Source organism: Microbacterium sp. (assembly GCF_052102115.1).
Taxonomy (GTDB): Bacteria; Actinomycetota; Actinomycetes; order Actinomycetales; family Microbacteriaceae; genus Microbacterium.
Window position 1 is genome coordinate 86,457 of sequence record NZ_JBQDVP010000004.1, and the last position, 19,464, is coordinate 105,920.

Sequence of the window (19,464 nt, forward strand, 5' to 3'; positions counted from 1 at the left end):
CCTCGATGAGCGCGCTGCGTCTGTTCACGTCTGAATCCGTCACCGAGGGCCACCCCGACAAGATCTGCGATCAGATCTCGGACAGCATCCTCGACGGTCTGCTCGCCAAGGACCCCGCCTCGCGCGTCGCGGTGGAGACTCTCGTCACCACCGGTCTCGTGCACGTCGCCGGCGAAATCCGCACCGAGGCGTACGTCGATATCCCGACCATCGTCCGCGAGGTCGTGAACGGCATCGGGTACACCTCGAGCGAGACCGGGTTCGACGGCGATTCCTGCGGCGTGAGCGTCTCGGTGGGGGAGCAGTCCGGTGACATCGCCCACGGTGTCGACCTCGCCAGGGAGCATCGCGACGGCAGTTCGAGCGACGTTCTCGACGGACTCGGCGCCGGTGACCAGGGCATCATGTTCGGTTTCGCGACCGTCGAGACCCCCGAGCTCATGCCGATGGCCGGGCATACGGCGCATCGGATCGCCGAGCGCCTGACCGAGGTGCGCCGTTCGGGCGAACTCGGCTTCCTGCGTCCGGACGGCAAGACGCAGGTGACGCTGGGCTACGAGGGCTTCACCCCGAAGACGATCGACGCGGTCGTGCTGTCGACGCAGCATCACCCCGACGTGACGCAGGCTGAGCTCAAGGAGCAGGTGCGCAGCCTCGTCATCGACCCGGTGCTCGAGAACACGGGCCTGGAGATGCCGCCCGCCGATCGCTACTTCATCAACCCCGCAGGACCCTTCGTCACGGGCGGTCCCAAGGGGGATGCCGGACTCACCGGCCGCAAGATCATCATCGACACCTACGGGGGCGCCGCCCGCCACGGCGGCGGGGCGTTCAGCGGCAAGGACCCGTCGAAGGTCGACCGCTCCGGCGCCTACGCCATGCGCTGGGTCGCGAAGAACGCGGTCGCCGCAGGTCTTGCCGATCGGCTCGAGGTGCAGGTCGCCTACGCCATCGGCGTCGCGCGCCCAGTCGGGCTCTACGTCGAAACGTTCGGCACAGGCAAGGTCTCCGACGAGGTGATCACGAGCGCGATCCGCGAGGTCTTCGATCTGCGTCCGCAGGCGATCATCGAACAGCTCGACCTGCTGCGTCCGATCTACCGGCAGACGGCGGCGTACGGTCATTTCGGTCGTGAGCTGCCCGACTTCACCTGGGAGCGCACCGACCGCGCAGACGAGCTGCGCCGCGCCGCGGGGCTGTAGTGCACGGCCGCGGGGCGCACCGGTGCGGGTACGGAGCCCGGCGTTGAGCCGGCGCATCGCACGGGTGCTGCTGGATTCGCCGCTCCCGCAGTTGGACCGACTGTTCGACTACGTGCTCCTCGATGAGCTCGGCGACGTTCCCCTCGGCGCGCGGGTGCGCGTTCCTCTGCGCACCGCCGGTCGCCTGGTCGACGCCTACGTCGTCGAGATCGCCGAGGAGGACGACGCCGAGCGAGCGCTCTCGACTGTCGAGGCCGTCACCTCGACGGTGCCCGTTCTGCCCGAGCACCTGTACCGTCTGGCGCGGCGCGTCGCAGACCGCGCGGCCGGCTCCGCCTCCGACATCCTGCGGCTGGTGATTCCGAAGCGTCAGGTGCGGGTCGAGAAGGCTTGGAAGGCGGATGCCGTGGCCGCCGACCCGTCCGCCGAAGATCTCGACCGGGCCGGGGCCGTGCTGGCGGAGTACGCCGGGCTCACCGAGCTGCTCGACGACCGCGGCCGGGGAGCCGTCGAGGCCGTTCCCGGCATGCGGGATGCGGTGCTGCCGTGGACGGAACTGCTCGCCGCGGCAGCGGCGCGCGTGCTGGCATCGGGCTCTTCTGCGATCATCGCCGTGCCCGACCACCGCGACCTCGATCGGCTGTTGGCCGCACTGGAGACGTTCGTGCCGGCCGAGGCGATCGTGCGCCATGATTCCCGGCAGACCAATCCGGAGCGCTACCGGGGGTTCCTGCGAACGCTCGAACAGGCCCCCTGCATCGTCGTCGGCAACCGCTCGGCCGTGTATGCGCCGGTGCGGGCGGGCCTGGTGGCGATCTGGGATGACGGCGACCCGCTCTACAGCGAACCACTGGCTCCCTACGTGCACACCCGCGATGCCGTGCTGGTGCGCCAGGAACAGGAGGGATCGGCGCTGCTGTTCGCCGGACACACCCGCACCAGCGACGTCGAACGGCTCGTGCAGCGCGGTTGGGCCGCCGATATCCGGGCCGAGCGGCGCGTCACCCCGCGCGTCGTGCTCAGCAGTCCCCAGGAGATGGAGCAGCCCGCCCAGCGCGTGCACTCCGGCGCTTACGGCGCCGCCCGCGCGGCCGTCGACGAGGGCCCGGTGCTCGTCCAGGTCGCCCGACCGGGGTTCGCCCCGACGCTGGTGTGTGCGGAGTGCCGGGCTCCCGCGCGCTGCGCGCACTGCGGTGGACCGCTCGGCGCCGCGCATCGCGGTGCCGTCCCGGTGTGCGGATGGTGCGGCAGATCTGCGCGGGCCTGGCACTGTCCCTCCTGCTCATCGACGAAGCTGCGTCTTGCCGCATCCGGCAGCGAACGCACCGCCGACGAGCTCGGACGCGCATTCCCCGGTGTGCGCGTGATCATCGCCGATGGCACCCACCCTGTCGAGAGCGTAGGGCCGGAACCCGCCCTCGTGATCGCTACGCGCGGTGCAGAGCCCGTCGCCGTGGGCGGGTATCGTGCTGTGCTGCTCCTGGATGGTCCGCGGATGCTGCAGGCACCCGATCTGCGCATCGGCGAGTCGTGTCTGCGGTGGTGGTCCAACGCCGCAGCCCTCGCCGCACCGGGAGCCCCGATCCACCTGGTCGGCGTCGACGGGCCCGTCGGCCGCGCACTGGCCACGTGGACGCAGCCCGCTTACGCCCGCTCCGAGCTCGAGAGTCGAGCACCCCTGCATCTGCCCCCGGCGACGCGGGTCGCGCTGGTCGAGGGCCTCCCGGCCTCCGTTTCGCGGGCCCTGGACGCGCTGCGCGCCCTGCCGTTGCCGGGCGATGCGATCCTCGGCCCGGTGCCCCTCGAAAGCGACGAGGGCCGCGTGCGTGCGCTGGTGCGCTTCGAGTACGGGGCCGGTGCAACGGTCGCCACGACTCTGCGCGCCGCCGTCGTCGCCGAAGCGGTCAAGCGTCGCCGAGGCCGCGGCCAGGGCAACCGGATCCCGCTGTCCGTCCGCCTCGATATGCTCGATCCTGAGCTTTGAACTTTCCGAGCTGTCATCCATCCGGAGCACTTTCATGCGACTCGTCTTCGCCGGCACCCCGGCGGCCGCCATTCCGACACTTCGCACCCTCGCCGAAGCGCACGATATCGCCGCGGTCGTCACCCGGCCCGATGCACCGCAGGGCCGCAAGCGCGTGCTGACGCCGTCGCCCGTGGCGCAGGTCGCCGCAGAACTCGGCCTTCCCACCATCAAAGCGGCCCGACTCGACGACGAGGCCACCGGACGAATCACGTCGCTGCGTCCGGAACTCGGGGTGATTGTCGCCTACGGCGGTCTCGTCCGCGAGCCGCTGCTGTCGACCCCGGATCACGGCTGGATCAACCTGCACTTCTCCTTGTTGCCGCACTGGCGGGGGGCTGCACCCGTCCAGCGCGCGCTGATCGCCGGCGACACCGACCTCGGCGCCAGCGTGTTCCAGCTCGTGCGGGCGCTGGACGCCGGTGACGTGTTCGCCATGCGCACGGTCGACGTTCCCGCCGATGCCACCGCCGATGTCGCCCTCGAAGTGCTTGCCGAAGACGGGGCACGTCTCACCGCCGACGTCGTCGCGGGCATCGCTGACGGTACGGCCGCAGCCCACCCCCAGGAGGGGGAGGCGACTACGGCTCCCAAGCTCAGCATCGAGGACGGCGCGTTGGATTGGAACGAGCCGGTGGATGCCGTCTACGCCCGCTTCCGCGGTGTCACGCCCGAGCCGGGCGCGCACACCACCGTCGGCGGGCTGCGGGTGAAGATCCTCGCTGCGACGCCGGCGACCGTCCCCACAGGCGACGCACCGTCACTCGCGCCGGGCGAGATCACCGCCACGCGCGAGGCGATCCTGATCGGCACCGCCACCCGTCCGCTTGCCGTCGCTCGGGTTCAGCCGGCGGGAAAGCCCGCGATGAACGCGCCCGACTGGTGGCGCGGACTCCGCGCAGACGACACCCTGCGAGCGGGCGTATGAGCGCTCCGCAGCGCCGACCTGCCCGTCGGCCGAACGGTGGTGCGGCCCCCGCCCGCCGCGTGCAGCCCGCACGCCGCGTCGCATACGACGTACTGCGCGCCGTCAGCGATGACGACGCCTACGCCAACCTCACACTGCCCGCGGCGATCACCGCGGCATCGCTGAGCCCGCAGGATGCGGCACTCGCCACCGAACTCACGTACGGTGCGCTCCGTCGCCGCGGTACCTATGACGCGGTCATCGCCGCGGCCGCGGCGCGCCCCACCTCAGACATCGACCCCGCCGTCCTCGATGCGCTGCGCTTAGCGACCCATCAGCTGCTGGCGACCCGCGTCGCCAGTCATGCCGCGGTCAACGAGTCTGTGAACCTCGTCTCCGCCGAAGTCGGCAGGGGCCCGGCGGGTTTCGCGAATGCGGTGCTGCGGCGCATCTCGCGCGACACGCCCGGGCAGTGGCAGGAGCGCATCGAGCAGGGCGCACGTTCCGACGATGAGCGACTGGGGCTGCGCACGGCGCATCCGGTCTGGATCATCCGCGCCATGCGGCGCGCTCTCACAGCCGAGGGACGCGCCGACGAGCTCGAAGCGCTGCTGGAAGCCGACAACGTCTCACCAGAGGTCACTCTGGTCGCCCTTCCCGGACTCGCCGAACCGGGAGAACCCCGCCGCCCGTACGCGCCGACAGCTTTCGGTTCACCGGGCGGCGATCCGCACACGATCATCAGCGCCGCCGGCGGCACCGTACGCGTCCAGGACGAGGGTTCACAACTGGTGGCGCTGGCACTGGCTGCGGCCCGACCGATCGCACCGGGCGAGCGGTGGCTCGACCTGTGCGCGGGCCCCGGCGGCAAGACGGCCCTGCTCGCAGCCATCGCCCACGAGAATGACGTCGTACTCGAAGCGAACGAGCTCATCCCCACCCGCGCCCGTCTCGTCCGGAGCGCGCTGAAAGCCGTTCCCGGCGACATCACTGTGCACGAGCAGGACGGCCGCGACCTCACCGCGGTCCATCCCGGCCGCTACGACCGGATCCTCGTCGATGCCCCCTGCACCGGACTCGGTGCGCTGCGCCGCCGACCGGAGGCGCGCTGGCGCAAGGCGCCGAGCGATGTCGCCGAGCTCGCGGCGCTGCAGACACAACTGCTCGCCGGAGCCCTGGATGCGGTCGCCCCCGGCGGCATCGTGGCGTACGTCACCTGCTCGCCGCACCTCGCCGAGACCTCCGCCATCGTCGCCGAGGTGCTCCGGGGCCGCGACGATATCGTCGAGCTGGATGCCGGTGCCGTGCTCTCCGAGGTCGCCGAGAGCCCCCTCGATCTGGCATCCGATGGCACCGGTCGCGTACAGCTGTGGCCGCATCGGCACGGCACCGACGCCATGTTCCTCGCGCTCCTGCAGCGCACGGAGCCTTCTCACCCGAGACCTTCTCACCCGAGCGAAGGAGACTGATCCGATGACACTTCCCGGAGCGCCGCGCATCAATCCCAGCATCCTGTCGGCCGATTTCGTGAATATGCAGCGCGATCTCGCCCGCATCGCCACGGCCGACTTCGCGCACGTCGACGTCATGGACAACCACTTCGTGCCCAACCTCACGTTCGGCCCGCAGATGGTCGAGAGAGTCCAGGCCACCAGTCCCATCCCGCTCGATGTGCACCTGATGATCACCGAGCCCGACCGCTGGGCGCCGGGCTACGCCGAGATCGGCGCGGCGAGCGTCACCTTCCACCTCGAAGCGGCCTCCGACCCGGTGGCTCTCGCGCGCCGGCTCCGTGACATCGGCGCCCGCGCCGGCATCGCGATCAAACCCGGAACGGCGGGGGAGAGCCTCTACGAGATCCTCGACGAGTTCGACCAGGTGCTCGTGATGACGGTGGAACCCGGCTTCGGCGGCCAGGGATTCATGGCCGAGACCATGCCGAAGCTGCGCGCGCTCGTCTCGGAGGCACGACGCCGCGACGTGAACACGTGGTTCCAGGTGGATGGCGGCATCTCCGATGCCACCATCTCCCAAGCCGCAGAGGCGGGAGCCGACACTTTCGTGGCCGGATCGGCCGTCTACGGGGCAGACAGCGTCGAGGCTGCGATCGCCGGGCTTCGAGACCGCGCGCGAGCCGCTAGCCTGGAATCGTGAAGAATTTCGACGAGCTGTTCGCCGAGCTCCGTGCCAAGGCCGAGACCCGCCCAGAGGGTTCTCGCACCGTCGTCGAGCTCGACGCCGGTGTGCACGCCATCGGCAAGAAGATCGTCGAAGAGGCCGCCGAGGTGTGGATGGCTTCCGAGCACGAATCGGATGCCGCGGCCGCCGAGGAGATCTCGCAGCTGCTGTACCACCTCCAGGTCATGATGATCGCGAAGGGCCTGAGCCTCGAAGACGTGTACCGACATCTCTGATGCGCTCCGTCTCGTTTCTCTGATCTGAAAGTTCTCCCATGCTGCGCATCGCTGTTCCCAACAAGGGCTCGCTCGCCGAGACCGCCGCCGACATGCTCGCCGAGGCCGGATACGCCGGCCGCCGCGACTCCAAAACCCTGCACGTGATCGACGCCGCGAACGGCGTCGAGTTCTTCTTCCTCCGCCCGCGCGACATCGCGACGTACGTGGCATCCGGCGCCCTCGATGTGGGCATCACGGGCCGCGACCTGCTGCGCGACGTGCCCCAGCCCGCGCGCGAGATCGAGGCGCTCGGCTTCGCGCAGTCGACGTTCCGGTTCGCAGCACCGGCCGGGAAGTTCCACACGCTGGAAGATCTCGCCGGCGTTCGGGTGGCATCCGCCTATCCGGGCCTCGTCGATGCGTTCCTCCGTGAGAATGGGGTCGAAGCCACGCTCGTGCCGCTCGACGGAGCCGTGGAATCCGCCGTGCAGCTGGGCGTCGCCGACGCGATCGCCGACGTCGTCGAGACGGGCACGACGCTCCGTCAGGCGGGGCTCGAGATCTTCGGGCCGGTGATCATCGAGTCCGAAGCCGTGCTCATCAGCCGCCCCGGAGACGTCGAGGGCACCGAACGTCTGCTCCGGCGTCTGCGCGGCGTGATCGTCGCCCGCCGCTTCGTGCTGCTCGACTTCGATCTGCCGGCGGAGCTCGTCGAGAAGGCCGCCGCGATCGCCCCCGGACGCGAGTCGCCGACGATTTCACCGCTGCAGGACCGGGACTGGGTGGCCGTACGCGTCATGCTCCCGCGCACCGGCATCAACCAGGTGATGGACGACCTCTACTCGATCGGCGCGCGCGCTCTGCTGGTCACCGCGATCCACGCGGCGCGACTGTGATGCGGAGGCTCAGATGACTCTCACCAGCCGCGTCATCCCGTGCCTGGACGTCGCCGCGGGCCGCGTCGTCAAGGGGGTGAACTTCGAGAATCTGCGCGACATGGGCGATCCCGTCGAACTCGCCGCGCACTACGCCGCCCAGGGCGCCGATGAGATTACCTTCCTCGATGTGACAGCAACCGTGGACGACCGCTCGACCACCTACGACGTCGTGCAGCGCACCGCAGAGAACGTGTTCGTTCCGCTCACCGTCGGAGGCGGAGTCCGCAGCGTCGAAGACGTCGCACGACTGCAGGCGGTCGGCGCCGACAAGGTCGGCGTGAACTCCGCCGCGATCGCGCGCCCCGCCCTCATCGGTGAGATCGCCGACCGCTTCGGCGCTCAAGTGCTCGTGCTCTCACTCGATGTGAAGCGTGCGCCGACCACGGCCTCGGGTTTCGTCGTCACCACTCACGGCGGCCGCACCGAGACCACGCTGGACGCGCTCGAATGGGCGCGCGAGACGATCGAGCGCGGTGCGGGAGAGCTCCTCGTGAACTCGATCGATGCCGACGGCACTCGCGACGGATTCGACCTCGAACTCGTCGGTCTCATGCGCGAGGTCTCGTCCGTGCCGGTGATCGCCTCCGGCGGTGCCGGCGCCGTCACCGACTTCGCTCCGGCGATAGCAGCCGGGGCGGATGCCGTGCTCGCAGCGAGCGTCTTCCACTCGGGTGCCCTCACCGTCGGCCAGGTGAAGGACGCCATGCGCGCAGCAGGAATCCTGGTCCGAACCGGGCCAGAGAACGAGCGGAGGGAATCGACGTGAGTGATCTCGAGACGAAGATCTCCCAGGTCGCCTGGAACGCCGACGGTCTGACTCCCGCGATCGTGCAGCAGTGGGACACCCGCGAGGTGCTGATGCTGGCGTGGCTCGACGCCGAGGCGCTCCGGCGCACGCTGACCACCGGTCGTGCCACCTACTGGTCGCGCTCCCGCCAGGAGTACTGGCGCAAGGGCGACACGTCGGGCAACATCCAGCGCATCCATGAGGCGCGCCTGGACTGCGACGGCGATGCCATCCTGCTGCTGGTGGATCAGACCGGCCCCGCATGCCACACCGGTACGCGCACCTGTTTTGATGCGACGGACCTCGAAGCCGTCGACGGCGTCACCGGATGAGCAACGCGCGCATGAGCATGGCACGACGCGGCCGCAGCATCTCTGTGATCGGACTGCTGCTCGCGGGCGGCATCGGCATCATCTCGTCGACGCAGACCTGGCTGACCGTGATCCGCGCCGATGCCGGCGAGCCGATCGTCGTCGCCGGAGCCGATGCCCTCGCATTGCTCGCACCGCTCAGCCTGGCCGTTCTCGCGGTCGGTGCAGCGCTCGCCCTCGTCGGCAGGGTGCTGCGGTACATCTTCGCCGCTCTCGCCCTGCTCGCCGGCGCGCTGCTGGCATGGTGGACCGCCGAGATCCTGTTCTCGACGCCCCTCTCCGCCGTCGCACCGACGGTGACCGAAGCGACCGGCCTCGCCGGCAGCGATACCGTGGCCGATATGATCGCCGCGATCGAGCCCTCGGCCTGGCCCGCGATCGCACTGATCGGCTGGGCGATCCAGATCGTCACTGCCGTCTTCGCCCTGGTGACTGCGCATCAGTGGAAGAGCGGAGGGCGCCGGTTCCGCACTGAAGCTGCCGCCTCCGATGAGCACGACGGCCCGGTGGACGCCATCGATTCCTGGGACGACCTGTCGCGTGGCACCGACCCCACCCGGTGACCCCGATAGACTGGACCGAACACCCACGACCGCCTCGGAGGAGAACATGACCAACCCGATCGCTGACCCCGGCCACGGACACTCGCCGGCGGCCTGGACCGCTGTGATCGTCATGCTGGTCGGCTTCGTCGCCGGCACCGTCGCGTTCTGCCTTGAGCAGCCGCTGTTCGTGTGGGTTTCGGTCGGCATCATCGTGGTCGGCATCCTCCTCGGCTGGATTCTCGCCAAGGCCGGTTACGGCGTCAACGGACCCAAGTACGCGCCGAAGGGCCACTGATGGTCCTCGCCGACCTCACGGCCGGCGCAGTGGAAGACGCAGAACGTCGTGCGCTGACCCGTCCGATCGCCGAGGTCGAGAAAGTCGCTCTGGCACGCCCGGCCGCGCGCAACGTCCTCGCCGCGCTAGCCCCGGCACGCCGCGTCAAGATCATCGCCGAGGTGAAGCGGGCGAGCCCCTCTCGCGGCGCCCTCGCTGAGATCCCCGACCCTGCGGGCCGAGCGTCACTGTACGAGACCGGTGGGGCGTCGGCGATCAGTGTCCTCACCGAAGAGCGCCGTTTCGGCGGATCGCTCGCCGACCTCGAGGCCGTAGTCTCGCAGGTATCGCTGCCTGTCCTGCGCAAAGACTTCATCGTGACGCCGTACCAAGTGCTCGAGGCGCGTGCTGCCGGCGCTGATCTCGCTCTGCTGATCGTCGCGGGGCTCGAACAGTCGGTGCTTCAGGAGCTCTACGCACTGATCCTCGAGCTCGGCATGACGCCGCTCGTCGAGACGCACTCGGCAGAGGAGCTCGAGGTCGCCATCGACCTCGGAGCGGCACTCATCGGTGTCAACGCCCGCAACCTGTCGACTTTCGAGCTCGACCGCGACCTGTTCGGACGCCTCGTCGACCGGATTCCCGACGGCACCATCAAGATCGCGGAGTCCGCCGTGCTGAAGCCAGCCGATGTCACGCACTATCGTGCTGCCGGGGCCGACGTCGTGCTCATCGGCGAGGCTCTGGTCACCGGCGACCCGGTCGCCACGCTGGAGAGCTTCCTCGCCGCGGGCGACCTCGAGGGGAGCGGATCGAGATGAGTCTGCGTGACCAGCACGGCCCGTTCTTCGGAGAGTACGGCGGGCGCTTCATGCCCGAATCCCTCATCGCGGCGATCGACGAGCTCACCGCCGCCTACGAGGCCGCCGTCATCGACCCGGCGTTCCGTGTCGAGCTGGCCGGTCTGCTGAGCTCCTACGCCGGCCGGCCGTCAGCCCTCACCGAGGTGCCCCGGTTCGCAGCCCATGCCGGGGGAGCGCGCGTGTTCCTCAAGCGCGAAGATCTCAACCACACCGGCAGCCACAAGATCAACAACGTTCTCGGGCAGGCATTGCTCACCCAGCGCCTCGGAAAGAACCGTCTGATCGCCGAGACCGGCGCCGGACAGCACGGGGTCGCCACGGCGACGGCAGCGGCCTTGTTCGGCATGGAATGCACGATCTACATGGGTGAGGTCGATACGGAGCGTCAGGCGCTCAACGTCGCACGCATGCGTCTGCTCGGCGCCGAGGTCGTGCCGGTGACCACCGGATCCCGCACGCTCAAAGACGCGATCAACGAGGCGTACCGCGACTGGGTTGCGAGCGTCGAGACCACGAATTACATCTTCGGAACGGCCGCGGGCCCGCATCCGTTCCCCGCCATGGTGCGCGACTTCCAGAAGATCATCGGCGAAGAAGCGCGCCAGCAGCTCCTCGACGAGGTCGGGCGGCTCCCGGATGCCGTCGTGGCCTGCGTCGGCGGCGGCTCCAACGCGATCGGCATGTTCGATGCCTTCCTCGATGATGATGAGGTGAAGCTCTACGGCGTCGAGGCGGCCGGCGACGGCGTCGACACCGAGAAGCACGCGGCATCCATCGAGCGCGGCCGCCCCGGCGTGCTGCACGGCGCGAGGACATACCTCCTGCAGGACGAGGACGGCCAGACCGTCGAGTCGCACTCGATCTCCGCCGGACTCGACTATCCGGGTGTCGGGCCCGAGCACTCCTGGCTCGCCGACATCGGCCGGGCCGCGTACATTCCGGCCACCGACGACGAGGCCATGCAGGCGCTGCGGCTGCTCAGCCGTACCGAAGGCATCATCCCGGCGATCGAATCGGCTCACGCCCTCGCCGGAGCCATCAGGCTCGGCCAGGAGATGGGCGAGGATGCCGTGATCGCCGTGTGCCTGTCCGGACGCGGCGACAAAGACATGGACACCGCTGCGCGTTACTTCGAGCTGTATGATGCCGATACCGCGGAGGAGGCCGGATGAGCCGCGTCGACGCTGCTATCCAGAAGGCGAAGGACGCCGTGCGCGGAGCCTTCATCGGGTACCTCCCCGTCGGCTTCCCCGATCTTGCGACCAGCATCAAGGCGGCCATCACCCTCGCCGAGAACGGCGTCGACATCATCGAGCTCGGGCCGCCCTACAGCGACCCGGTGATGGACGGGCCCGTGATCCAGCAGGCCACCCAGGCGGCGCTTGCGAACGGGTTCAGAATGCGCGACCTGTTCACAGCGGTCCGTGAGATCACCGCGGCCACGGATGTGCCCGTCGTCGTGATGTCGTACTGGAACCCGGTCATGCAGTACGGCATCGACCGCTACGCAGACGATCTGCTCGCGGCCGGTGGGGCCGGACTCATCACCCCCGACATCACGCCCGACGCCGCCGCGGAGTGGATCGCCGCGAGCGAGCGCACCGGGCTCGACCGGATCTTCCTCGCGGCACCATCATCGACCGACGAACGCCTCGACCTGGTCGTGAAGTCCTCGACCGGCTTCGTCTACACCGTCTCGACGATGGGGATCACGGGGGAGCGCGCCGAACTCGACAAGGCCGCGCGCACCCTCGTCGCGCGGTTGCGGGAGCACGGCGCCCGCCACGCCTGCGTCGGCATCGGCATCTCCACAGCCGCTCAGATCGCCGCCGTCACCGATTACGCCGACGGCGCGATCGTCGGCACGGCCCTGGTTCGAGCGCTCGGCGACGGGGGCCTCGACGCCCTCGCCGACGTCACCAGGAACCTCGCTGCAGGCACGCCGTCTGCAGTCCGCTCACACGAGAACTAGAATCGCACTCATGTCCCTCGCGCTTCACACCGCCATCAGCGGCGTGCTCACCAGCATCCCGAGCCCTCCCGTCAGCTACTTCGACGTCGGGCCGCTGCGGATCCACTTCTACGCGCTGTGCATCATCGCCGGCATCATCGTCGCCACCCTGATGACGAATCGCCGCCTCACCAAGCGCGGAGCAGAGCCCTGGGTCGTCATCGACATCGCGATCCTCGCGGTCCCGCTCGCGATCATCGGTGCGCGCATCTTCCACGTGCTCACCCACCCGAACTTCTACTTCGGCGAGGGCAAGAACACCTGGAACCCGTTCGAGCCGGGCTCCGTATGGGCCATCTGGGAGGGCGGGATCGCCATCTTCGGTGCGCTCCTCGGCGGTGCGGTCGGTGCGTACCTCGGCTGCCGATGGACCGGCATCCGCTTCTGGACCTTCGCCGACGCGCTCGCCCCCGGCATGCTGCTGGCACAGGCCCTGGGCCGCTTCGGCAACTGGTTCAACCACGAACTCTACGGACTGCCCACCGATCTGCCATGGGGCCTGGAGATCGCATCCGACAACCCGGCCTTCCCGCCCGGACTCGCCGATGGCACCCTGTTCCACCCGACGTTCCTGTACGAGGTGATCTGGAACGTGCTCGGCGTGCTGTTCATCCTGTGGATCGGGCACCGCCTGAAGCTGCAGTGGGGCAAGCTGTTCGCCGTGTACCTCATCTGGTACAGCGCCGGCCGGATCGTCTGGGAGTCCATCCGCATCGACCCGAGCGAGATCATCCTCGGGCTGCGCAGCAACGTGTGGGCTTCGATCATCGGCGTCATCGTCGGCATCGTCATCATCATCGTCCAGACGCGCCGTCACCCCGGCGTCGAGCCGAGCCCGTACATGCCGGGCCGCGGGCGTAAGGACGACGGTGCTGATGTAGAATCGCAAGACGATCTCGATGATTTCGTCGACGTGAGTGAGCCTCCCGCCGAAGTCACCGTCGGAGCCACCGCCACAAGCACTGCTCCCAGGAGCGAGGACAGCTCCCGATAAGCCTCCTCGTCGAGTGAGGAACCCACTGCACTGAACGAGCGGGCCGACGGCGTCCCCGGTGTCACCTGATTACCTGAGGACGGTTTCAGATGTACTTCCAGCCTCCCTATGGCGCCTCCGGCGCTTACCCCCCGAAGCAGGGTCTGTACAACCCGGCATTCGAAAAGGATGCCTGCGGCCTGGCCATGGTCGCCACCCTCCGGGGTACTGCAGGACACGACATCATCGCGCTGGCGCTTCAAGCGCTGCGCAACCTCGAGCACCGAGGTGCCATCGGCTCTGACGCCGGCACCGGAGACGGTGCGGGCATCCTCACCCAGATGCCAGACGCATTCTTGCGTGAAGTCACAGACTTCGAACTGCCCGATGTCGGCGAATACGCCGCCGGGCTCGCCTTCCTCCCGCTGCAGGCCTCTGAGCGCCGCAGTCAGAAGGCCGGCGTCGAACGGATCGCCCGCGACGAGGGTCTTGATGTTCTCGGCTGGCGCGTCGTCCCCACCGCGAACGAGAACCTCGGCAAGCTCGCCGACGAGGCACGGCCGGCGTTCGAGCAGCTGTTCGTCGCAGCGCCCTCCGAGCCAGATGGCCGCCTCGCGGGCATCGCCCTCGACCGCGTCGCCTACCGCCTCCGCAAGCGCGCCGGCCACGAGCTCGGCGCCTACTTCGTCTCACTGTCCAGCCGCACGCTCGGTTACAAGGGCATGGTGACCACGTTGCAGCTCGAACCGTTCTATCCCGACCTGCAGGACGAGCGCTTCGCGTCTGAGCTCGCCGTCGTGCACTCGCGCTATTCGACGAACACGTTCCCGTCGTGGCCGCTCGCGCAGCCGCTGCGGATGCTGGCCCACAACGGCGAGATCAACACCGTCGGCGGCAACCGCAACTGGATGCGTGCCCGCCAGTCGCAGCTGGAGTCCGAACTGCTCGGCGACATCCGCCCGCTGCTGCCCATCTGCACGCCCGGAGCGAGCGACTCGGCATCATTCGACGAGGTGCTCGAACTGCTCACTCTCACCGGTCGCAGCCTGCCGCACGCGATCATGATGATGGTCCCCGAGGCGTATGAGAAGCAGGCCGACCTCTCGCCGGAGCTGCGCGCGTTCTACGATTACCACTCGAATCAGATGGAGCCGTGGGACGGCCCGGCGGCGCTCATCTTCACCGATGGTATCCACGTCGGCGCCACCCTCGACCGCAACGGCCTGCGCCCCGGGCGCTGGACCGAAACTACGGACGGCCTGGTCGTCATCGGCTCGGAGACGGGGGTCCTCGAGTTCGAGCCCGAGCGCATCAAGCGCCGCGGCCGCCTGCAGCCGGGCAAGATGTTTCTCGTCGACACCGCGGCGCACCGGATCGTCGAGGACGACGAGATCAAGCACGAGCTCTCGACGCTGCACCCGTGGCAGCAGTGGCTCGACGAGGGCGCTGTGCGTCTGGCAGACCTCCCCGAGCGCGAGCACATCGTGCACCCGCCGGCATCCATCACCCGCCGCCAGCGCACTTTCGGATACACCGAAGAAGAGGTGCGGGTGCTGCTGACCCCGATGGGGCAGACGGGCGCCGAACCGCTCGGCGCCATGGGGTCGGACACGCCGATCGCGGTTCTCAGCGACCGGCCGAGGCTGCTGTTCGACTACTTCACCCAGCAGTTCGCGCAGGTCACCAACCCGCCGCTGGATTCGATTCGCGAAGAGGTCGTCACGAGCCTGCGCTCCTCGCTCGGGCCGGAACGCAACCTGCTCGCCTGGGGGCCGGACCACACCCGGACCGTCGCCGTGGACTTCCCGGTGATCGACAACGACGAGCTCGCGAAGATCCGGCACATCGACAAGGCCCTGCCCGGCCGCTCGACGGTCACGATCAGCGGCCTCTACCATTTCGACGCCGGCTCGCACACGATGCAGGAGCGTCTCGAAGAGATGTGCGCCGAGGCGGATGCCGCGATCGAACAGGGTGCGGAGTTCCTCATCCTCTCGGACCGCGATTCGAACAAGGATCTCGTCCCGATCCCGTCACTCCTCATGGTCTCGGCGATCCATCACCACCTGATCCGCCGTGAGAACCGGATGAAGGTCGGGCTCATCGTCGAGGCGGGTGACGTGCGAGAGGTTCATCACGTCGCAACGCTCATCGGCTACGGCGCGTCTGCCGTGAATCCCTACCTCGCGATGGAGACCGTCGAGCATCTGGTGCGCACCGGCTTCATCACCGGCATCAGCGCTGAGAAGGCCGTTCGCAACCTCATCTATGCGCTCGGCAAGGGCGTGCTGAAGATCATGTCGAAGATGGGCATCTCGACGGTGTCCTCCTACGCGGGTGCCCAGGTGTTCGAGGCGATCGGGCTCAGCCAGCAGCTCGTCGACGCGTACTTCACCGGCACCGAGACGAAGCTCGGCGGCATCGGCATCGAAGACGTCTTCGCCGAGAACCAGGCCCGTCACGACTACGCCTACCCCGAGGATGCCGCCGCGCGCGCCCATGAGCGGCTGTGGACCGGCGGCGAGTACCAATGGCGTCGCGACGGGTCCCCGCACCTGTTCAATCCCGACACCGTGTTCCGGCTGCAGCATTCCACACGCACCCGCCGGTACGACATCTTCCGCGAGTACACCCGTCTCGTCGACGATCAGGCCGCCGAGTTGAAGACACTGCGCGGGCTGTTCCGCCTGCGCACCGGCACGCGCCAGCCAGTGCCCATCGACGAGGTCGAGCCGGTGAGCTCGATCGTCAAGCGGTTCTCCACCGGCGCGATGAGCTACGGCTCCATCTCACGCGAAGCTCACGAGACACTCGCCGTCGCGATGAACCGCCTCGGCGGAAAGTCGAACACGGGGGAGGGCGGCGAAGACATCGATCGCCTCCTCGACCCCGAGCGTCGGAGCGCGATCAAGCAGGTGGCCTCCGGCCGGTTCGGCGTGACGAGCCTGTATCTGACCGAGTCCGATGACATCCAGATCAAGCTCGCGCAGGGTGCGAAGCCGGGGGAGGGCGGTCAGCTGCCGCCCACCAAGGTGTACCCATGGGTGGCCCGCACCCGTCATGCGACAGCGGGCGTCGGGCTCATCTCGCCCCCGCCGCACCACGACATCTACTCGATCGAGGATCTCAAGCAGCTCATCTTCGACCTCAAACGCGCGAACCCGAACGCCCGCATCCACACCAAGCTGGTCAGCCAATCCGGCATCGGTGCGGTGTCTGCGGGCGTCGCCAAGGCGCTCAGCGACGTCATCCTCGTCTCCGGCCACGACGGCGGCACCGGTGCGAGCCCGATGAACTCGCTAAAGCACGCCGGCACCCCGTGGGAGCTCGGACTGGCCGAGACGCAGCAGACGCTGATGCTCAACGGCATGCGCGATCGCGTGGTCGTGCAGGTCGACGGGCAGCTCAAGACGGGCCGCGACGTGATCATCGGTGCGCTGCTGGGAGCTGAGGAGTTCGGCTTCGCCACGGCGCCCCTGGTCGTCAGCGGCTGCATCATGATGCGCGTGTGCCACCTGGATACCTGCCCCGTCGGCGTCGCCACGCAGAATCCTGCGCTGCGCGACCGGTTCACCGGCAAGCCGGAGTTCGTCGTGAACTTCATGGAGTTCATCGCCGAAGAAGTGCGCGAGCTGCTCGCAGAACTCGGCTTCCGCTCGCTCGATGAGATCGTCGGCCGCGCCGACCTCATCGAGGCGAACGCGGCCATCGAGCATTGGAAGACCGACGGTCTCGATCTGACGCCGATCCTGGAAGGACCGCTGTTCCCCGCATCCGAACCGCGCCGCCACGCGCGCGCCCAGAACCACGAACTCGAGCGGCACTTCGACGTGCAGCTGATCGACATGGCCCAGGATGCGCTGCAGGAGCGTGCGCCGGTGATCATCGAGTTGCCGATCCGCAACACGGAGCGCGCGGTGGGCACCATGCTCGGCCATGAGGTGACTGCCCGTTTCGGTGCCGAGGGACTCGCTCGCGGGACGATCGATGTCACACTGCACGGAACCGCAGGGCAGTCTCTCGGGGCGTTCCTGCCCGCCGGCATCATGCTGCGGCTCGAGGGCGACGCGAACGACTATGTCGGCAAGGGGCTCTCCGGTGGCGACGTCGTCGTCCGGCCGCCCCGCGGTGCCCACATCGCCCCGCACGAGAACGTCATCGCCGGCAATGTGATCGGGTACGGCGCCACCTCCGGATCGATGTTCATCTCGGGTGTCGTCGGCGAACGATTCCTGGTGCGCAACTCCGGCGCAACGGCCGTGGTCGAGGGCGTCGGAGACCACGCGCTCGAGTACATGACCGGGGGAATCGCGGTCATCCTGGGCACGACGGGGCGCAACCTCGGCGCCGGCATGTCCGGCGGCGTCGCCTACGTCCATGCCCTGCCGACGGACAAGGTGAACCAGCAGTCCCGTGATACCGGAGAGCTGCGCCTCGAACCGCTCGACAGGGCCGACCTCGAGGTGCTGCGCAGCCTGCTCGTCGAGCACGCCGAGTGCACCGATTCCCCGCGCGCGGCACAGATGCTCGCGGACTTCGACACTGTCGCACCCGAGTTCGTCAAAGTGCTGCCGCGTGATTTCGCAGCGGTGCAGACCATGCGCCTGGAGGCGGAGGCCTCCGGCATCGACCCCGACGGCGACGCCGTCTGGAACCGCATCCTGGAGGTGACCGGTGGCTGACCCCAAGGGCTTTCTGAAGGTGACGGAGCGCGAGCTTCCCGCACGCCGTCCCGTCCCCGTGCGCATCATGGACTGGAAAGAGGTCTACGAGCCGGGCGACAAGAACGTGCTGCGCCGTCAGGCGGGGCGCTGCATGGACTGCGGTGTGCCGTTCTGCCACCAGGGGTGCCCGCTCGGGAATCTCATCCCGGAGTGGAACGACCTCACCTGGCGCGGTGAGGATCGCTCGGCGATCGAGCGTCTGCACGCGACGAACAACTTCCCGGAGTTCACCGGCCGGCTCTGCCCGGCCCCGTGCGAGAGCGCGTGCGTGCTGGGCATCAACCAGCCGGCGGTGACCATCAAGCAGGTCGAAGTGTCGATCATCGACGAGGCCTTCGCGAAGGGATGGGTCGAGCCGCAGCCGCCCGAGCGTCTCACGGGCAAGACCGTCGCGGTCGTCGGATCCGGCCCCGCCGGCCTGGCGGCGGCTCAGCAGCTCACGCGTGCCGGGCACACCGTGGCCGTATTCGAGCGCGACGACCGCATCGGCGGGCTGTTGCGCTACGGCATCCCGGACTTCAAGATGGAGAAGAACCAGCTCGAAGCCCGTCTTCGTCAGATGCAGGAGGAGGGCACGCGGTTCCGCGCCGGTGTGGAGATCGGCACGGACATCACCTGGGCAGACCTGCGGGCGCGCTACGACGCTGTCCTACTGGCCACCGGATCGACTGTGCCGAGGGAGCTGTCCATCCCGGGCCGCGACCTCGACGGCGTGCACTTCGCGATGGAGTTCCTCGTCGAGTCGAACAAGGCCGTTGCCGGCGACGCCGTGCCGAACCAGATCACGGCCGAGGGCAAGCACGTCATCGTCATCGGCGGCGGAGACACCGGTGCCGACTGCATCGGCACGGCTCACCGTCAGGGTGCGCTGAGCGTGACCAACCTCGCGATCGGACAGCAGCCAGGAGATGAGCGCCCGGAGCATCAACCCTGGCCGATGATGCCGACGATCTTCGAAGTTCAGTCCGCACACGAAGAGGGCGGCGAACGCCACTATCTGGCATCCACGGTGGAGTTCCTCCCGAACGACGCCGGCGAGGTGCGCTCGCTGCGCGTCGCCGAGACCGAGTACGTCGACGGTCGCCGCGTGCCCAAGAGCGGCACAGAGCGCGAGATCCCGGCCGACCTGGTGCTGATCGCGATGGGATTCACCGGGCCCGCGACCGAGAGCTTCACCGACGAGGTGCGTCCCGAGATCGGCGACCGCGGTTCCTTCGCGCGGGACGACGCCTACAGGTCATCCGTCCCGGGAGTGTTCGTCGCCGGGGATGCCGGCCGCGGGCAGTCGCTCATCGTCTGGGCGATCGCCGAAGGCCGCGCCGCGGCCGCGAGTGTGGACCGGCATCTGATGGGGGCGTCGGTGCTTCCCGCGCCGGTGCGCCCCTCAGATGTCGCAATCGGTCTGCAGCCCGCGTAGGCTGGCGACGGCACTGTCGCCACTATTCCCCCG

At 68.7% G+C, this 19,464-nt stretch carries 17 protein-coding genes; all 17 read left to right on the forward strand.

Annotated elements, in window-relative coordinates; translation table 11 throughout:
- Positions 1 to 5 precede the first annotated feature (5 nt).
- The 17 genes from metK to ACTICP_RS02770 all read left to right on the forward strand — a co-directional run bounded on the left by metK (position 6) and on the right by ACTICP_RS02770 (position 19,431).
- The gene (gene metK / locus ACTICP_RS02690) at positions 6 to 1,202 is read left to right on the forward strand and encodes a methionine adenosyltransferase (protein WP_441889236.1); all 1,197 of its coding nucleotides are present in this window, start codon (positions 6 to 8) and stop codon (positions 1,200 to 1,202) included.
- 43 nt (positions 1,203 to 1,245) lie between these two features.
- Positions 1,246 to 3,186, forward strand: a complete 1,941-nt coding sequence (locus ACTICP_RS02695; protein WP_441889238.1) for a primosomal protein N' — start codon at positions 1,246 to 1,248, stop codon at positions 3,184 to 3,186.
- A 34-nt stretch (positions 3,187 to 3,220) separates the two neighbouring features.
- Positions 3,221 to 4,153 carry a methionyl-tRNA formyltransferase gene (gene fmt, locus ACTICP_RS02700; protein WP_441889240.1) on the forward strand — a complete coding sequence of 311 codons (933 nt, stop codon included), beginning with the start codon at positions 3,221 to 3,223 and terminating at the stop codon, positions 4,151 to 4,153.
- On the forward strand, positions 4,150 to 5,601 hold the full coding sequence (locus tag ACTICP_RS02705) for an RsmB/NOP family class I SAM-dependent RNA methyltransferase (RefSeq protein ID WP_441889242.1): 1,452 nt from the start codon (positions 4,150 to 4,152) through the stop codon (positions 5,599 to 5,601). The genes fmt and ACTICP_RS02705 overlap by 4 nt, the downstream gene beginning before the upstream one ends.
- Before the next feature lie 4 nt (positions 5,602 to 5,605).
- A complete protein-coding gene (gene rpe, locus ACTICP_RS02710; RefSeq protein WP_441889244.1) occupies positions 5,606 to 6,286 on the forward strand; it encodes a ribulose-phosphate 3-epimerase in 681 nt (226 codons plus the stop codon).
- On the forward strand, positions 6,283 to 6,546 hold the full coding sequence (locus ACTICP_RS02715) for a phosphoribosyl-ATP diphosphatase (protein WP_441889246.1): 264 nt from the start codon (positions 6,283 to 6,285) through the stop codon (positions 6,544 to 6,546). The genes rpe and ACTICP_RS02715 overlap by 4 nt, the downstream gene beginning before the upstream one ends.
- Before the next feature lie 38 nt (positions 6,547 to 6,584).
- Complete coding sequence (gene hisG, locus ACTICP_RS02720; protein ID WP_441839002.1) at positions 6,585 to 7,424, forward strand: ATP phosphoribosyltransferase; 840 nt, start codon at positions 6,585 to 6,587, stop codon at positions 7,422 to 7,424.
- Between the two features lie 13 nt (positions 7,425 to 7,437).
- Complete coding sequence (gene hisF, locus ACTICP_RS02725; protein ID WP_441889248.1) at positions 7,438 to 8,232, forward strand: imidazole glycerol phosphate synthase subunit HisF; 795 nt, start codon at positions 7,438 to 7,440, stop codon at positions 8,230 to 8,232.
- Positions 8,229 to 8,585: a phosphoribosyl-AMP cyclohydrolase gene (hisI, locus tag ACTICP_RS02730; protein WP_441889250.1), complete on the forward strand. Its 357-nt coding sequence runs from the start codon at positions 8,229 to 8,231 to the stop codon at positions 8,583 to 8,585. Before hisF ends, hisI begins: the two co-directional genes overlap by 4 nt.
- An 11-nt stretch (positions 8,586 to 8,596) precedes the next feature.
- Complete coding sequence (locus tag ACTICP_RS02735) at positions 8,597 to 9,187, forward strand: Trp biosynthesis-associated membrane protein (RefSeq protein WP_441889252.1); 591 nt, start codon at positions 8,597 to 8,599, stop codon at positions 9,185 to 9,187.
- A gap of 46 nt (positions 9,188 to 9,233) precedes the next feature.
- A complete protein-coding gene (locus ACTICP_RS02740; protein WP_441889254.1) occupies positions 9,234 to 9,464 on the forward strand; it encodes an HGxxPAAW family protein in 231 nt (76 codons plus the stop codon).
- Positions 9,464 to 10,264 (forward strand): indole-3-glycerol phosphate synthase TrpC, encoded by an 801-nt coding sequence (gene trpC / locus ACTICP_RS02745; RefSeq protein ID WP_441889256.1) that lies wholly within the window; start codon positions 9,464 to 9,466, stop codon positions 10,262 to 10,264. The genes ACTICP_RS02740 and trpC overlap by 1 nt, the downstream gene beginning before the upstream one ends.
- Positions 10,261 to 11,478 carry a tryptophan synthase subunit beta gene (gene trpB, locus ACTICP_RS02750; RefSeq protein WP_441839181.1) on the forward strand — a complete coding sequence of 406 codons (1,218 nt, stop codon included), beginning with the start codon at positions 10,261 to 10,263 and terminating at the stop codon, positions 11,476 to 11,478. The genes trpC and trpB overlap by 4 nt, the downstream gene beginning before the upstream one ends.
- Positions 11,475 to 12,278, forward strand: a complete 804-nt coding sequence (trpA, locus tag ACTICP_RS02755; protein WP_441889258.1) for a tryptophan synthase subunit alpha — start codon at positions 11,475 to 11,477, stop codon at positions 12,276 to 12,278. Before trpB ends, trpA begins: the two co-directional genes overlap by 4 nt.
- A 10-nt stretch (positions 12,279 to 12,288) precedes the next feature.
- Positions 12,289 to 13,311 carry a prolipoprotein diacylglyceryl transferase gene (gene lgt, locus ACTICP_RS02760; RefSeq protein WP_441889260.1) on the forward strand — a complete coding sequence of 341 codons (1,023 nt, stop codon included), beginning with the start codon at positions 12,289 to 12,291 and terminating at the stop codon, positions 13,309 to 13,311.
- Positions 13,312 to 13,400: 89 nt separating this feature from the next.
- Positions 13,401 to 17,972 (forward strand): glutamate synthase large subunit, encoded by a 4,572-nt coding sequence (gene gltB / locus ACTICP_RS02765; protein WP_441889261.1) that lies wholly within the window; start codon positions 13,401 to 13,403, stop codon positions 17,970 to 17,972.
- Complete coding sequence (locus tag ACTICP_RS02770; protein ID WP_441889262.1) at positions 17,965 to 19,431, forward strand: glutamate synthase subunit beta; 1,467 nt, start codon at positions 17,965 to 17,967, stop codon at positions 19,429 to 19,431. Before gltB ends, ACTICP_RS02770 begins: the two co-directional genes overlap by 8 nt.
- Positions 19,432 to 19,464: the final 33 nt, after the last annotated feature.

Coding starts and splice junctions, on each gene's coding strand:
- metK (WP_441889236.1), top strand. CDS start 6: ATGAGCGCGCTGCGTCTGTTCACGTCTGAATCCGTCACCGAGGGCCAC.
- ACTICP_RS02735 (WP_441889252.1), top strand. CDS start 8,597: ATGAGCATGGCACGACGCGGCCGCAGCATCTCTGTGATCGGACTGCTG.
- ACTICP_RS02740 (WP_441889254.1), top strand. CDS start 9,234: ATGACCAACCCGATCGCTGACCCCGGCCACGGACACTCGCCGGCGGCC.
- lgt (WP_441889260.1), top strand. CDS start 12,289: ATGTCCCTCGCGCTTCACACCGCCATCAGCGGCGTGCTCACCAGCATC.
- trpA (WP_441889258.1), top strand. CDS start 11,475: ATGAGCCGCGTCGACGCTGCTATCCAGAAGGCGAAGGACGCCGTGCGC.
- fmt (WP_441889240.1), top strand. CDS start 3,221: ATGCGACTCGTCTTCGCCGGCACCCCGGCGGCCGCCATTCCGACACTT.
- hisG (WP_441839002.1), top strand. CDS start 6,585: ATGCTGCGCATCGCTGTTCCCAACAAGGGCTCGCTCGCCGAGACCGCC.
- hisF (WP_441889248.1), top strand. CDS start 7,438: ATGACTCTCACCAGCCGCGTCATCCCGTGCCTGGACGTCGCCGCGGGC.
- rpe (WP_441889244.1), top strand. CDS start 5,606: ATGACACTTCCCGGAGCGCCGCGCATCAATCCCAGCATCCTGTCGGCC.
- trpC (WP_441889256.1), top strand. CDS start 9,464: ATGGTCCTCGCCGACCTCACGGCCGGCGCAGTGGAAGACGCAGAACGT.
- trpB (WP_441839181.1), top strand. CDS start 10,261: ATGAGTCTGCGTGACCAGCACGGCCCGTTCTTCGGAGAGTACGGCGGG.
- gltB (WP_441889261.1), top strand. CDS start 13,401: ATGTACTTCCAGCCTCCCTATGGCGCCTCCGGCGCTTACCCCCCGAAG.
- ACTICP_RS02705 (WP_441889242.1), top strand. CDS start 4,150: ATGAGCGCTCCGCAGCGCCGACCTGCCCGTCGGCCGAACGGTGGTGCG.